The sequence below is a fragment of the Aeromicrobium sp. CF3.5 genome (assembly GCF_051262695.1).
GTDB lineage: Bacteria > Actinomycetota > Actinomycetes > Propionibacteriales > Nocardioidaceae > Aeromicrobium.
The window spans coordinates 611,360-625,476 of record NZ_JBIMEZ010000002.1; the positions used below are offsets into that span (position 1 = coordinate 611,360).

At 69.8% G+C, this 14,117-nt stretch carries 13 protein-coding genes; all 13 read right to left on the reverse strand.

Annotated features, from left to right (window positions below; genetic code table 11):
* Positions 1-35: 35 nt before the first annotated feature.
* The gene (gene clpB / locus ACHAA3_RS06605; protein WP_435708153.1) at positions 36-2,597 is read right to left on the reverse strand and encodes an ATP-dependent chaperone ClpB; all 2,562 of its coding nucleotides are present in this window, start codon (positions 2,595-2,597) and stop codon (positions 36-38) included.
* An 88-nt stretch (positions 2,598-2,685) separates the two neighbouring features.
* Positions 2,686-3,561 (reverse strand): hypothetical protein, encoded by an 876-nt coding sequence (locus ACHAA3_RS06610; RefSeq protein ID WP_435708155.1) that lies wholly within the window; start codon positions 3,559-3,561, stop codon positions 2,686-2,688.
* 95 nt (positions 3,562-3,656) lie between these two features.
* Positions 3,657-5,234, reverse strand: a complete 1,578-nt coding sequence (locus ACHAA3_RS06615) for an FAD-dependent oxidoreductase (protein WP_435708156.1) — start codon at positions 5,232-5,234, stop codon at positions 3,657-3,659.
* The gene (locus ACHAA3_RS06620) at positions 5,231-6,088 is read right to left on the reverse strand and encodes an FAD:protein FMN transferase (RefSeq protein ID WP_435708157.1); all 858 of its coding nucleotides are present in this window, start codon (positions 6,086-6,088) and stop codon (positions 5,231-5,233) included. The genes ACHAA3_RS06615 and ACHAA3_RS06620 overlap by 4 nt, the downstream gene beginning before the upstream one ends.
* Positions 6,089-6,093: 5 nt before the next feature.
* Positions 6,094-6,546, reverse strand: coding sequence for an FMN-binding protein (locus ACHAA3_RS06625; RefSeq protein ID WP_435708158.1), 453 nt, complete (start codon positions 6,544-6,546; stop codon positions 6,094-6,096).
* A 94-nt stretch (positions 6,547-6,640) separates the two neighbouring features.
* Positions 6,641-8,038, reverse strand: a complete 1,398-nt coding sequence (locus ACHAA3_RS06630) for a phytoene desaturase family protein (protein ID WP_435708159.1) — start codon at positions 8,036-8,038, stop codon at positions 6,641-6,643.
* Between the two features lie 10 nt (positions 8,039-8,048).
* Complete coding sequence (locus ACHAA3_RS06635; RefSeq protein ID WP_435708160.1) at positions 8,049-8,915, reverse strand: SMP-30/gluconolactonase/LRE family protein; 867 nt, start codon at positions 8,913-8,915, stop codon at positions 8,049-8,051.
* The gene (locus ACHAA3_RS06640) at positions 8,912-9,847 is read right to left on the reverse strand and encodes a sugar kinase (protein WP_435708161.1); all 936 of its coding nucleotides are present in this window, start codon (positions 9,845-9,847) and stop codon (positions 8,912-8,914) included. Before ACHAA3_RS06640 ends, ACHAA3_RS06635 begins: the two co-directional genes overlap by 4 nt.
* Positions 9,844-10,494 (reverse strand): bifunctional 4-hydroxy-2-oxoglutarate aldolase/2-dehydro-3-deoxy-phosphogluconate aldolase, encoded by a 651-nt coding sequence (locus tag ACHAA3_RS06645; RefSeq protein WP_435708162.1) that lies wholly within the window; start codon positions 10,492-10,494, stop codon positions 9,844-9,846. The genes ACHAA3_RS06640 and ACHAA3_RS06645 overlap by 4 nt, the downstream gene beginning before the upstream one ends.
* Before the next feature lie 38 nt (positions 10,495-10,532).
* Positions 10,533-11,678 carry a galactonate dehydratase gene (gene dgoD, locus ACHAA3_RS06650; RefSeq protein ID WP_435708163.1) on the reverse strand — a complete coding sequence of 382 codons (1,146 nt, stop codon included), beginning with the start codon at positions 11,676-11,678 and terminating at the stop codon, positions 10,533-10,535.
* A complete protein-coding gene (locus tag ACHAA3_RS06655) occupies positions 11,675-12,352 on the reverse strand; it encodes a FadR/GntR family transcriptional regulator (protein WP_435708164.1) in 678 nt (225 codons plus the stop codon). The genes dgoD and ACHAA3_RS06655 overlap by 4 nt, the downstream gene beginning before the upstream one ends.
* Before the next feature lie 78 nt (positions 12,353-12,430).
* Positions 12,431-13,177, reverse strand: a complete 747-nt coding sequence (locus ACHAA3_RS06660) for an SDR family NAD(P)-dependent oxidoreductase (RefSeq protein WP_435708165.1) — start codon at positions 13,175-13,177, stop codon at positions 12,431-12,433.
* Positions 13,174-14,115, reverse strand: a complete 942-nt coding sequence (locus tag ACHAA3_RS06665) for a DUF4380 domain-containing protein (RefSeq protein ID WP_435708166.1) — start codon at positions 14,113-14,115, stop codon at positions 13,174-13,176. The genes ACHAA3_RS06660 and ACHAA3_RS06665 overlap by 4 nt, the downstream gene beginning before the upstream one ends.
* Between the last annotated feature and the right edge of the window lie 2 nt (positions 14,116-14,117).

Consider the following 14,117-nt stretch of genomic DNA (forward strand, 5'->3'; position numbering starts at 1 on the left):
ACCGACCATCCCACCATGCCCGCCCAACCACGCGGTCAGACAGGCTCGACCGTGAGGCCCTCCCGGTCGGTCGATCGGTCGATCCGCACCGCCTGACCGTCGCGGACCTCCCCGGCCAGCAGCGCCTTGGCGAGTCGGTCGCCGATGGCCTGCTGCACCAGTCGGCGCAGGGGCCGCGCTCCGTACTGCGGATCGAAGCCCGTCAGCGCCAACCACTCCTTGGCCGCGTCCGTGACCTCCAGACCGATGCGTCGCACGGCGAGCCGCTGCTCCAGGAGGGCCAGCTGCAGGTCCACGATGTGGGTGAGCGCGTCGGTGTCGAGCGGGTCGAACATGACGATCTCGTCGAGCCGGTTGAGGAACTCGGGCTTGAACGACGCACGGACGACCTCCATGACGGCATCGCGCTCCAGGCCGGAGCCGAGGTTCGAGGTCAGCACGATGATGGTGTTGCGAAAATCGACCGTGCGGCCCTGGCCGTCGGTGAGGCGACCGTCGTCGAGCACCTGCAGCAGCACGTTGAAGACCTCGGGGTGTGCCTTCTCCACCTCGTCGAGCAGGACGACCGAGTAGGGACGCCTCCGCACGGCCTCGGTCAGCTGACCGCCCTCTTCGTACCCGACGTATCCCGGAGGCGCACCGACCAGCCGGCTGACGCTGTGCTTCTCGCCGTACTCGCTCATGTCGATGCGGATGATGGCCCGTTCGTCGTCGAACAGGAACTCCGCCAGCGTCTTGGCCAGCTCGGTCTTGCCGACACCGGTGGGCCCGAGGAACAGGAACGAACCGGTCGGACGATCGGGGTCTGAGATACCGGCCCGGGAGCGGCGCACCGCGTCAGAAACCGCCTGCACGGCCGCCTTCTGGCCGATCAGGCGGCGGCCGAGCTCGTCCTCCATGCGCAGCAGCTTGCCGGTCTCGCCCTCGAGCAGACGGCCCGTGGGGATGCCGGTCCAGGCGGCCACGACCTCGGCGATGTCGTCGGCGGTGACCTGTTCGTGCAACATCTGCGGCTCGTCCGAACGCGCCGCCTCGGCGGCCTGAGCTTCGGCCAGCTGCCGTTCCAACGTCGGGATCTCCCCGTAGTTCAGCCGCGATGCGGTGGCGAGATCACCCTCGCGATGGGCACGCTCCGCATCGCTTCGGACCTCGTCGATGCGCTCCTTGATGTCCCCGACGGCGTTGAGGCTCTGCTTCTCGGCCTCCCACCGCTGCTCCAGCGCGCGCAGGGTCTCCTGCTGGTCGGCCAGCTCGCCGCGCAGGGCCGCGAGCCGCTCGCGGCTGGCGTCGTCGTCCTCGCGCTCGAGGTGCATCTCCTCCATCCGCGCCCGGTCGACCGAGCGGCGCAGCTCGTCGATCTCGATCGGACTGGAGTCGATCTCCATGCGCAACCGGCTGCCGGCCTCATCGATCAGGTCGATGGCCTTGTCGGGCAGACGACGACCCGTGATGTAGCGATCGGACAGGGTCGCGGCCGCGACGAGTGCGGCATCGGAGATGGCGACCTTGTGGTGCGCCTCGTAGCGCTCCTTGAGCCCCCGCAGGATCGCGATGGTGTCGGTGGGGCTGGGCTCGCCGACCAGGACCTGCTGGAAGCGACGCTCCAGGGCCGGATCGGACTCGATGCGTTGGCGGTACTCATCGAGCGTGGTGGCGCCGATCAGTCGCAGCTCGCCGCGCGCGAGCATCGGCTTGAGCATGTTGCCGGCATCCATCGAGCTGTCGCCGCCCGCTCCGGCGCCGACGACGGTGTGCAGCTCGTCGATGAACGTGATGACCTGACCGTCGGAGTCCTTGATCTCGGCCAGCACCGCCTTGAGGCGCTCCTCGAACTCGCCGCGGTACTTGGCTCCGGCGACCATCGCCGACAGGTCCAGCGAGATGAGCCGGCGGCCCTTCAACGTCTCGGGCACGTCGCCATCGACGATGCGCTGGGCGAGGCCCTCGACCACCGCGGTCTTGCCGACTCCCGGCTCGCCGATCAGGACCGGGTTGTTCTTGGTGCGGCGGCTCAGCACCTGCACGACGCGGCGGATCTCGCTGTCGCGACCGATCACCGGGTCGAGCTTGCCGGCGCGAGCCACGGCCGTCAGGTCGACGCCGTACTTCTCCAGCGACTGGTAGGTGTCCTCGGCGTCCTGGCTGGTGACACGGGCGCTGCCGCGCACCGAGGCGAACGCGGCCTGCAACGTGTCAGGCGTAGCGCCCCGGTCGCGCAGGATCTGCGCAGCGGGCGAGTCGACGGTGGACAGCGCGACGACGAGGTGCTCGGTCGACACGAACTCATCGCCGAGCTGGTTGGCCTGGTCCTGGGCACGCTGCAGCACCTGGGCCGACGGTCCGGACAGCCCCGGGTTCTTCACGCTCGACCCCGTGGCCGAGGGCAGTGCGTCCAGCAGGGACTTCGCCTCGGCGGCAACGGTGGCCGGATCGATGCCAGCCGCCTGCAGCAGCGGCGCAGCCGTCCCACCGGTCTGGTCGAGGAGAGCGGCGAGCAGGTGAGCGGGCTCGACGGCCGGGTTTCCCGCGGCGACGGCGGCCGACGCTGCAGCCGTGATGGCCTGCTGGCTGCGCGTGGTGAACGATGAGAGGTCCATGACTGCTCCTGACGGGATGTCGCCGCGGACACGACCGCGACAAAGTTGAGTCTACTTCTATCAACCTTGTCGTGCCCCGTCTATTCCCTCAGCCGGCGGCGATGACATCCTCCGCGAGCGCGATGAGCACGTCTCGGTCGAGCGACACCTCGCCGCCACGCGCCACGCTCGCCGCCTCGACCGACCACGTCACATCGCCCACCAGTGCGCTCACACTGACCCTCGAGCTGTCTTCGCGAATGCTCGCCCGATCGGCGCCGTCGATCTCCACGGGATTATCTGCATCGACGGTGTCCTCGGGCGTGGTCACCTGGTAGCGCGACACGAGCAGCCGGACGGTGTCACCGGACAGGTAGGCGCAATCAAGGTCATCGGGGAGCGGCTGGGCTCGCGCCACCTCCACGTCGCCGATGACCTCTGCCGCGGCCTCCACGGAGGGACACGGATCGGCCACTCGGACCTTCTCGATCGCGGCGACGTCATCAACGCTCTGCGTCAGCAGGAGAGCCATCACCTCGCGCGTGTCCTCAGGCGTCGCCCGCTCGGGTCCGTCCTGCAGCAGCTCGTTGCGCACGATGGCCACGACGTCGCCGCGGCGCGCGATGATCGTCTCGCCCATCACCTCACCCTCGAACTCGGTGGCGACCCGGAAGGCCTCGTCACCGACATCCTCGACGGCCTCAGCCTCACCGGCGAGGTACTCCTCGAGAGGCCGACCGTCGTCCACCACCCGCAGCCCGAACTCGAAGCTGGACAAGCCGTCGGCGTCGCAGCCGATGAAGGCCTCCTTGCCCAGCAACAGATCCTCGCGTGGCTCGTAGTCTCCGCTGAAACGAGCTACATCGTCAGCCGGGATCAGGTCGCACAGGCTCGCGCCGGCCGGAACCGCATTGCTCGGCGCAGGCGTGGACGTGGACGCCGCCGGCTCCTCGTCCTGATCCGATGCGGAGGTGCACCCGGCCATCAACACCACCGTCACCGCCGCCACCGCTGCTCGATGCCACGACACCACTGACCCCACCGTCCCCTCGATGCGCTGCGTTCGAGTCAGGGTAACGCTCAGTAACCGGTGAAGGCGTCGGTGCGGATGGTGGCACAGGAACCGCGGAGACCAGCCGCGACCGGAGTGACCATGGCTGGCGGGCCGGAGACGTACGCCCGGCGGTCAGCGAGGTCGGGGACGGCCCTGCGCACGATGTCGGCGGTGACACCGGCCCCCTCGACCCAGGTCCAGGATCCAGGCATCGAGGTGGGACGCGTCGCAGAGACCAGCACGACGCGTGCCTGCTCCAGCTCGTCGACGAACGGCACGTCGTCGCCGGAGGGCACCCCGTAGACCAGCACGGCATCACGTTCCCGCACGGCCCGCAGCTGGCTCAGGAAGGGCGTGACGCCGATGCCACCCGCCACCAGCACCACCGGGACCGAGGCATCGCGCGGCAGCAGGAAGTCACCGATGACTCCGGTGGACTGCACCGTCGCCCCCACCGGCAGGTCGAGCAGCGCCCGCTTGAAGCTCGAGGCGGGCTCGGGCACGCGCAGCGCGAACGTCAGGGTGTTTCCGTCACCGGGTGGTGAGCTGACACTGAACATGCGACGCGTCCCCCGACCATCCGTGCCGGCGTGCGGCAGGTGCAGCTCGGCATACTGCCCGGGCTCGAACCGGTGCCGGCGACGCGATCGGAACACCAGCTCGTGCACTCCCGCTGCGCGTTCGCGTCGCTCGACGAGCTCGAGGCGCATCCCCGACCGCCGCGCGAAGGCGAAGGCCACGAGGTTGCCGACCAGCAGCGCGGCGACCTGCCACTGGTCGCCGACGCCGAACAGCGGCGGATCCTCCACCACGGCAAGGATTGCCAGCGGATAGGCGTAGACGACCGCCGCCACCACCGCCACGACCAGCTGCTGGTGCCGGCGCGGCGGCAGCGTCAGCGGTTCGCTGAGCATGAAGCCGGCGAGGAAGATCAGCGGGGACGTCTGCACGGCGGTCAGCGCGGCATCGCCGATGCTCTGCCCGAATGACTGCAACCCCAGCACCACGAGCACGCCCGCGACGACGAAGAAGACGATGCCGAGAATCAGGCGGTGCGTGCGGTACAGGACGACCAGCGCGGCCACGGCCACCCAGGGCAGGAGGTCCGCCGACGCGATCCACCACGACGCGCCCACCCGGTTCAGCGGGTCGACGTCGAGCACCGACTGCACCACGTAGACACCGAACGCACCCGCAGCAGTCGGGTTGAACACGTGCCGTCCGCGCCAGGCGAGGGCGAACTTCGAGGCCGACGCGAGGATCGCGGCCAGCACCAACCAGCCAAGCTTGGCCGGATCGGTCTGCGGCAGGAACAGGAAGTACAGCAGCAGAGCCGTGATCACCGAGGACTCGAGGTGGGGCTGGACCCGCCATGCCCGGGCGAGACCCCAGCTGCTCGCCACCGTGGCCACCAGCAGCACCGCCAGCGAGATCACCTGTCCCCCGAGGGTGAACAGCCCCTCCCCGAGGCCGCCGATGCCGGCGTAGAGCATCGAGACGACGACGAGCGCGACGAGGGCGATGGTGACGAGCCGGTACATCGTGACGCGGCCCAGCTGGCGGTCGAGCGCGCGGCGTCCGGGCAGGTCGGCGGCAGCCATCATGTGAACATCTCTCCAGGTAGGTCGGGCGACCAGTCGACGCGACCGTCGGCGTGAACGCGCACGTAGTGATGGCTCCAGCGGTCGAGCAGGACGTCGGGGTCGGCAAAGAAGTGGGCGGTCGCCAGCCCGTCGGCCAGCATGCAGGAGTGGGGAGCGAGGACCCACGTGGCCACCACTGCGGTGGTCGGTCGACCGGTCCGTCCGTCGAGCACGTGATGCAGGCCCTCACCCCACGCCCGCCGGTTGACCGCGGATCCGCACAGGGCGTGGTCGGGGTCGAGGTCGATCACGCCGAGCGCGCGGGTGGGGTCTCCCGGGTGCTCAAGCCCGACACGGATCGGCGAGGGACCGGCGTGGTGGATGTCGCCGCCTGCATCGACCGTGGCCGCGTCGTGACCGGCGCCCGCCAGCAGGTCCGACACACGATCGACCAGGCGCCCCTTGCCGGCCGCGCCGACGTCGAGGACGACCGGCTCGGTGGTGGTGATCGTCGACCCGCGACGCTGGAGGGTCGACCACTCCGGCACTGCAGCCGGGGCAGCCGATCTGGTCAGCGAGTACGTGGCGTCGTAACCGAGATCGGACAGCGTGCGACCGACCAGGGGGTTGACGGCGCCCCCCGTCACCTCGTGCAGCTCGTCGTACAAGTCCAGCAGGGCGGCGTCGTCGCCGATGTCCCACTCACCCGCACTGCGTGCCATCTCGGCCACCACTGAGTCGTCGCGGAAGCGCGACCACCGCTGATCGAAGGTCTCGACGCAGCGCAGCACGGCCGCGCTGACGTCGTCGGCCAGCGGTGCACGCGTGTCGATCTGCCACGTGGTGCCGATGGCGTCGAACGTCCACGCGTGCACGATCGTCAGGCCGCGGCTTCGGACTTGATCTGCGTGAGCGCCTCGTTGAACCCGCCGCTGGTCAGCGACGACCCGGACACCTTGGTGACCTCGATGTCGTTGAGCGACTTGCCCACGACCTCGGCGTCGACGCCGGCGATGAACTGCTGCTGGTAGGACAGCGACGTGCCCGAGGCCCCGGGCGCCACCTCGACCTCGGTGACGGCGTTGTCGGCCACGGTCAGCGTGACGTCGACCGACGACTCGCCGCCGGGGTTCGCGTACGAGCCCTGCGCCTCGTAGGTGCCGTCGGAATAGGTGTCGGCGTCGGTTCCGGTGTCGGCACCCGAGGAGTCCGACGACGAGGTGTCGCTGCCGGTGGCCCCCTCCGTGGTGTCGCCGCCGCAGGCGGCAGTCAGCAGCAGGACGGTCGAGGCGGCCGACACGGCGAACGCGGTACGGGCGGTGGGGAGTCGCATGGGGGCTCCTGGTGAGGTAATTGAACGTTCAACGCGCTGGTGCGTCACTGGCACAACGTGTGCACAGGGGGTACGAGTTCCCCGATCGTGTCGTTCACAGCCGATCGACAGCGAGTGAAGCGGCGTGGAAGCCCGACATGCCGTGCACTCCGGCTCCCGGAGGCGTCGAGGCCGAGCACAGGTACAGACCGTCGCCGATCAGATAGGGGTGGGGGGACAGACGCGGACGCATCAGCAGCTGCCACGGGTCGTTGGCGCCGCCGCCGATGTCGCCGCCGACGTAGTTGGGGTTGTAGGCCTCCCACTGCGCCGGCGACGTGGTCGCCGTGGCGACGATGCGGTCCCGCACGCCCGGGGCGAACCGCTCGATCTGGGCGATCACGGCCTCCGTGGCGTCTCCCGCGTAGTTGGCCGGCACGTGGGCGTAGGCCCACACCGGGTGCACGTCGCCCGCCGAGCGGCTCGGATCGGCGAGGTACTGCTGCGCCACCAGGCAGAACGGGCGCTCGGGCATGCGGCCCCGGGACACGTCCTTCTCTGCAGCCGCGATCTCCTCGATCGTTCCACCGACATGGACGGTGCCGGCCCTGCGGCACCACTCGTTGGCCCACGGGATGCCGCCCTCGACCGCCAGATCCACCTTGAAGGCGCCAGGCCCGGTGCGCCAGCGGCGCAGCGCCCGCCTGATGAGCGGCGGCACACGGTCACCGGCGATGTCGGCAGCGGCGCCCGGGCCGGTGTCGAACATGACCACGTCCGCCTGCGGGAGGTCGGTGACCAGCTGACCGGTCTCGATGCGTCCGCCGTGCTCGAGCAGCTCTGCGGCCATCGCTCGGGTGATCGCGGCTGAGCCGCCGACTGCAGCCGGCCAGCCATAGGCGTGCGCCGTCACCGCGAAGGTGAGTCCCAGTCCGGCCGTGGTCGGACTGCTCAGGGGCCGCATGGCGTGCGCGGCGAGCCCGGCGAACAGGCCGCGGGCCTCGTCGGTCTTCCAGCGACGGGCCAGCACGGTGGCCGGCAGCAGGGCTGGCAGTCCGAAGCGAGCCAGCGTGAGCGGGTGCCGTGGCACGTGAATGATCGGCCCCAGCAGCTCTGACATCAGGTCATCGGCGCCGGCGACCAGAGGTTCGAGCAGGCCGCGCCACGCTGCGCCGTCGGGACCCAGGTGCCGGGCGGTGCGGTCCAGGTCGCGGAACAGCACGCCCGCGCGACCGCCGTCGAGCGGATGGGCGGCGTCGACCTCGGGGAAGGCCCACTGCAGGCCGTGCCGCTCCAGATCGAGCGAGCGCATGAACGGCGACGCGACGCCCATCGGGTGGATCGCCGAACAGACGTCGTGCGCCAGGCCCGGCAGCGTCAGCTCGGCCGTTCGGGTGCCGCCGCCGATCTCGTCTGCAGCCTCGAGCACCGTGACGTCGAGCCCGGCCTTGGCCAGCACGATCGCGGCCGACAGCCCGTTGGGTCCAGATCCGACGACGACTGCAGTTCCCATGTCATCGAGACTAGCCGTCCTTGAGGCTTTCGTATCGGCAAGCCCGGGGCGCTCCGACGCTGCACGGCGCGACCAGCAGGTGCCCGTCCGCTGCTGCAGGATCGGGCAGGCCGTGAGCCGCGGTGGAAACCACGACGTGGCCTTCGTGCAGGGAAACGGACGTCGGTTGACTGGCTGGGAGGTCGAGAACGTCGAGCACGGCGCCAGTGGGGTCCACCCGCCACACCTGGCCCGCTCCCCACACGGCGAACCACAGACATCCCGCCTCGTCGACGATCATCCCGTCGGGGGAACCGTCAGGGACCTGCACGAACACCGTTGCCGAGCCCAGCTCACCGTCCGCACCGATCAGGATGCGGTAGATCGTGCCGGCTGCACTGTCTGCGAGATACATGATCGAGCCGTCGCTCACGAAGGCTGGCCCGTTCGGGACGGTGACGTCCTCCAGCATCGTTCGCACGTCTCCGTGAGGACCCAATCGGTGCAGCGCACCCGCTCCCGGTGCGTTGTCGTAGGCCATCGTGCCGAACCAGAACCGGCCCGCGGGATCACACACGGCGTCGTTGACTCGTCGAGGGAGACCACCCTCCACCGGTCGTCCCAACCAGGAGATCTCGTCGCCCGACACCAACGCCACCCCGGTTCCGATCGCCGCGATCCAGTCATGATCGCCGCTGGCGGCGGCCACTGCACCGAGCACGTCGTCGACCTGAAGGATCTGGTGGACCGCACGGGCTGCCAGATCGACGCGATACAGACGTCCGGCCAGCAGGTCGACCGCCACAAGACCGGCCTCGGTCGACCGTAGACCTTCGCCCAGGTCCCAGCCGGAGTCCCCGACACTGAGCACCTCCCAGGGGCCGTCGAGCACGCTCACCGCAGCACCGTGCCGTCACCGCTGTCGAGCAGACCGAGCTCTGCGCGGGTCGGAAGGCCTTCCCAGTCGCCCTCGACGCCCACCGCGAACGCACCCAACGTGTGGGCCCGGACCAGCCGGTCGGCGATGCCGATACCGTCCAGCAGCCCCGAGAGATAGCCGGCGACGAAGGCGTCCCCGGCGCCGATCGCGTCGACGGACTCGACCCGAAACGCTGGCGCGCTGATCGTCTCCTCGGCTGTGACGACGTACGCCTCGCCCGACCCGTCCTTGACCACCACCTCGCGCACCCCGTCTGCGACGAGCTGGTGGGCGCCGTCTCGCGTGGACTCGGCGTCAGGGATCAGGAGCGAGAGCTCATCGGGCGAGGCGACGACGACATCGACCAGGGACCGCAGCCTCGCGAAGAACTCGCTGGCCCGCTCTCGCGGCCACAACCGCGGGCGGTGGTTGACGTCCAGACACACCAGCACGCCTTGCTCCCGCGCGCGGGAGCAGGCGGCAACGACAGCGTCCGCCGCACCGCTGGACAGCGCCGGAGTTATCCCGGTGACGTGCAGGACTCGAGTGTCGAGCAGCGGCGGCAGGTCGTCCGCGACGAGGCGTGAGCCGGCCGACCCCGCCCGCGCGTAGGCGACCTTCTGCACACCGGGCATGCGACGCTCGAAGATGATGATCCCCGTGTGATGGGGGTCGCGAACGACACCAGAGACGTCGACGGCCTCGCCACGAAGGGTCCGCACGATGAGGTCGCCGGGCGAGTCTTCACCGACGCGGCCCACCCAGGCGCTGACGTGTCCCAGTCGGCTCAGCGCGATGGCGACGTTGGACTCAGCACCCGCGATGCTGGTCAACATCGGCGCTGCCAGCTGTACCGGTCCCTGAGCGCGCAGCGCCATCATGGTCTCCCCGATCGTCACCACGTCCCTCATCGCTGCGCCCTTTGATGCACAGCCGAGACGTAGGTGCGGGCGCGCTCCCGCAGCGATCGCAGATCACCGCCGGACGGTGCGTCGCCGCACAAGGGCGAGCCGACTCCCACCGCGATCGCACCGCGCTCCAGATAGGGGGCGACGTCATCCAGTCTCACCCCACCCACCGGCAGCAAGGAGATGTCAGGGAACGGCCCTTCCAGGGCGTCGAGGTAGGCCGGTCCGAACAGGTTCGCCGGAAAGACCTTGACGGCCGCGGCCCCGCCCTCGTGAGCGGCCAGCACCTCGCTTGGTGTCAGTGCGCCCGGAATCACCGGCAGTCCGATCCGCCGCGCTTCAGCGAGGCCCTCGGACAGGGCCGGGGTGAGGATGAACTGGGCACCGGCATCAGCAGCGCTCTGAGCGTCCTGCGCAGTCAGCACCGTCCCGGCCCCGAGTCGAACCTCATCGCCGAGCTCGGCGGACAGGCGCGACAGCACGCCGATCGCGCCGGCGGTGGTCAGTGAGACCTCGAGCAGCCGCACGCCCTCCTCTGCCAGGGCCACCGCAGTGCGGACGCACGCGTCGGGTACGTCGCCACGGATGATGGCCACCAAACGATGTTCGGTCAGCCGCTCACGAAGCTCACAATTGACGTCGGAGGTCATGCAATCACCTTTCGTTCAGGACGGGGAAACGTTCGTGGTCACCATTCGGCGAAGCTGCCGTCGTCGTGTCGCCACACCGGAGATCGCCAGCGATGACCCTGTTCGGCGGCCGCACGCACGGCGGTCTCGTCGATGCTGACCCCGAGGCCAGGGGTGTCCCACCGTTCGATCAATCCGTTCGTGAACTGCAAGGGGGCCGTGTCGAGCAGGTAGTCGAACATGTCGGCGCCGACGTTGTAGTGGATGCCGATGCTCTGCTCCTGGATGAGGAAGTTCGGCGTGGCGAAGGCCACCTGGAGGCTCGCGGCCAGCGACAGCGGGCCGAGGGGACAGTGAGGTGCGAGGCTGGCGCCGAAGGTCTCGGCCAGGCTGGCGATGCGGCGCACCTCGGAGATCCCGCCGGCGTGGGAGAGGTCGGGCTGGACGACAGCGACCCCGGCCTGGAGCACCGGCAGGAACTCTGCGCGCGAGTAGAGCCGCTCACCGCACGCCAGCGGCACGGTGCTCGCGGCGACGACCTCCCCGAGGCGGTGGGTGTGCTCGGGCAACACCGCTTCCTCCACGAAGAAGGGGCGCAACGGGGCGACCTGTTGCACGAGCTGACGTGCGGTGGCCACACCCACCCGGCCGTGGAAGTCGATCGCGATGTCGTTGTCGTCGCCGACGGCCTCGCGCACCGACGCGACCCGGTGCACCACCTCGTCCATCTCCCGGACGGTCGGCATGGGCGACATCCGCCCCGAGGCGTTCATCTTCAGGGCCGTCAGACCGTTCTCGATCTGTTCGCGCGCCGCGTCGGCCACCGCCTGCGGGTCATCGCCACCGATCCATCCGTACACCCGCACCCGGTCCCGGACTGCGCCGCCGAGCAGCTGGTGCACCGGAACCCCGAGCGACCGTCCGAGGATGTCCCACAGGGCTTGATCGATTCCGGCCACGGCACTGGACAGCACCGGTCCACCCCGGTAGAAGGTCGCCTTCGTCATGATCTGCCACAGGTCTTCGATCCGACGTGGGTCCTGACCGATCAGCAGGTCTGTGAGCTCCTCGACGGCAGCCTGCACCGTGGCAGCGCGTCCCTCGACGACCGGCTCACCCCAGCCCACGAGGCCGTCGTCGGTCTCGACCCGGCAGAACACCCACCGAGGAGCGATGGCGAATGTCTCGACGCGTGTGATCTTCACGAGGTCTCCCCTGTCGTCAGGCCAAGCACCGCAGACAGGTCGTCGGCGGCCTTCTCCAGCAGGGCCGAAGCCGCGCGCGCCGCACCCTCGGGATCCTGCGCAGCGATCGCCATCGTCACCGCATCGTGCGCGGGGACGGGGTCGTCGGCGCCGTGATCGTGCACGAGGGAGTCCCGCAGCAGCAGACCCGGCTCGATGAAGACATCCATGCGTGCCAGCAGATCGTTGTGGGTGGCTCGCAGCAAGGTCCGATGCCAGCGCAGATCCGCGGCAGTCGCCTCCTCTGGGCGGCCACCGTGCGCAGCACGCATCGCTTCTTGAGCCTCCCGAAGCTGCTCGATCTCGACATCATCCCTGCGCGCAGCGGCGAGCGCCGCCGCCGCGGGCTCGATGATCGCTCGCACCTCGGCAAGGTCAGCAAGGATCTGCGCGGCCCCATGCCCCGGCGTGTGCCACCGGATGACGTCGCTGTCGAGCATGTCCCAGCTGTCCCGCTGCCGCACGAAGGTGCCCTTGCGCTGCCGAGCGTCGACAAGTCCCTTGGAGGTGAGGACCCGCAGAGCCTCACGCAACGCCGTCTTGCTGACATCGAGCTCCTCACCCAGAGCGGGCAGGTCGAGCACCTCGCCCTGGGGCACGCCCCCAGACACGATGCGCGCACCTAGCGTCTCCACGGTCGCACCGTGGACACCTCGTCCTACGTAGCCGGCCATCGTCGCCTCTCGTGAGTGATGCTGTGGGAAGTGCTCGGATCAGGAGGAGTTCTTCGACACGGTCCAGCCGCCGTCGACCGGCACCGTCGCGCCAGTGACAAATGATGCCCGTGGAGATGCCAGGAACGCGATGACCTCCGCGACCTCGCTCGGGTGACCGAGACGGCCAATGGCTGTCTCGGCCGCGCTGGCGCGGCGCCCTTCCTCGTCGATGTCGTCCCACGCCGCGGTGAGCACGGGCCCAGGGAGAACGGTGTTGACGCGCAGGTCAGATCCATACTCGACGGCAAGCTGGCGCCCGAGGCCGGTCAGACCGGCCTTCGCTGCTGCGTACGCGGGCCGGCCGGGCAGCCCGAACCAGGCGTGCACCGAGGACACCAGAACCACGGAGCCATTCGCGCTCGCGACCAGGTCGGGAAGCAGTGCACGCACCCCGAGGAAGGCGCCCGTGAGCGCGACGTCGAGCTGGCGGTGCCAGTCGACCTCGGCCAGTTCGTCTGCTGGCGCCGCAGTGAAGGTCACGGCGTTGGCGACGAGCACGTCGACCGGTCCGAATCGCTCGCGCACCGTCTCGACGGCGTACTGCCAGCTCTGGCTGTCGGTGACGTCGCACCACAGCCCGACAGCGTCCTCGGGTCCTGCCAGGCCGGCGGCGGCGCGCTCGACGTCCGGGTTGACGTCGAACAGCGCCACGGCGTAGCCGTCCTGGTGCAGCCGGGCTCCGGTGGCGAGGCCAATCCCCTGCGCACCGCCGGTCACGACCGCCACGGGTCGCCCGGGGCTCACGAGGCCTCTCCGTCTCGTACGCGCAGCGTCAGCTCGAGCGACATCGATGCACCCGGCGCGAGCTCACGCAGCGGCCCCAGCACCTCGCACTCCACGATCCGAGCCGGCGGACGTAGACCGCCCAGGTGGTCCAGTGGCGCGTCGAGGGGGTGTTCCATCCAGACCTCGGCACGCGATCCCTGGTCGGGGTAGGTGGCGTCCTCCTCGACGGCGAATGTCCACTCGACAACGAGGCCACCGTGGTCGTAGCGCATGACACCCGTCGCAGTCGGGAAGCCCAGCTTGCCCACGACCTCCTGGGCCGGGACACGAATACCGTCCACAACCGATTCCCAGGCCGGGACCCCGGTGCCGGAGACGAGGGCGACCGGGGCGGTACCCGGAGTCGTCGTGACGTCGAGCACGCCTCCGCCGGGGAGCTGGACCACGTCCCACAGCGCCCACTGGGTGGCGCGATCCGCAGTGTTCTGTCCCTGCAGACTGACCTCGACTCGATCCCCGGCAGCCGGCACGTGGATCACCCGGGTCAAGCGCAGACCGGTGCGCGGCTCGGGGTCGCTGGCCAGCGTCACCGTGACCCCGTCACCACTGGTACAGATCGTGTGACGGTAGCTGCCTGAGTCGAGCACCGGGTCGGGCGGGCCGGCCCACTCACGATCAGATGACCAGCCTTGCGGCGCCGGCCAGGTCTTGGACCCGCCGTAGTTGTTCCAGACCGACATCGGCCCGTCGACCGGGCCGATGAGGTGGCCGTCGACCGGTTGCAGGGTCTCGTCGAGCAAGGCCGGGTTGCGCCACAGGATCTGGCGACCATCGTGGGTCAGGCTCAGCAGTCGTCCGCCGAGCGCAGGAGTGATGCCAAGACGCAGCGGACCAGCCTCGACCCAGACGACCGGATGATCGACGCAGCTCTCGTCGACGTCGACCGTGGCAGCCACGC

Coding starts and splice junctions, on each gene's coding strand:
- clpB (WP_435708153.1), bottom strand. CDS start 2,597: ATGGACCTCTCATCGTTCACCACGCGCAGCCAGCAGGCCATCACGGCT.
- ACHAA3_RS06610 (WP_435708155.1), bottom strand. CDS start 3,561: ATGGCCGGGTGCACCTCCGCATCGGATCAGGACGAGGAGCCGGCGGCG.
- ACHAA3_RS06615 (WP_435708156.1), bottom strand. CDS start 5,234: ATGATGGCTGCCGCCGACCTGCCCGGACGCCGCGCGCTCGACCGCCAG.
- ACHAA3_RS06625 (WP_435708158.1), bottom strand. CDS start 6,546: ATGCGACTCCCCACCGCCCGTACCGCGTTCGCCGTGTCGGCCGCCTCG.
- ACHAA3_RS06630 (WP_435708159.1), bottom strand. CDS start 8,038: ATGGGAACTGCAGTCGTCGTCGGATCTGGACCCAACGGGCTGTCGGCC.
- ACHAA3_RS06640 (WP_435708161.1), bottom strand. CDS start 9,847: ATGAGGGACGTGGTGACGATCGGGGAGACCATGATGGCGCTGCGCGCT.
- ACHAA3_RS06645 (WP_435708162.1), bottom strand. CDS start 10,494: ATGACCTCCGACGTCAATTGTGAGCTTCGTGAGCGGCTGACCGAACAT.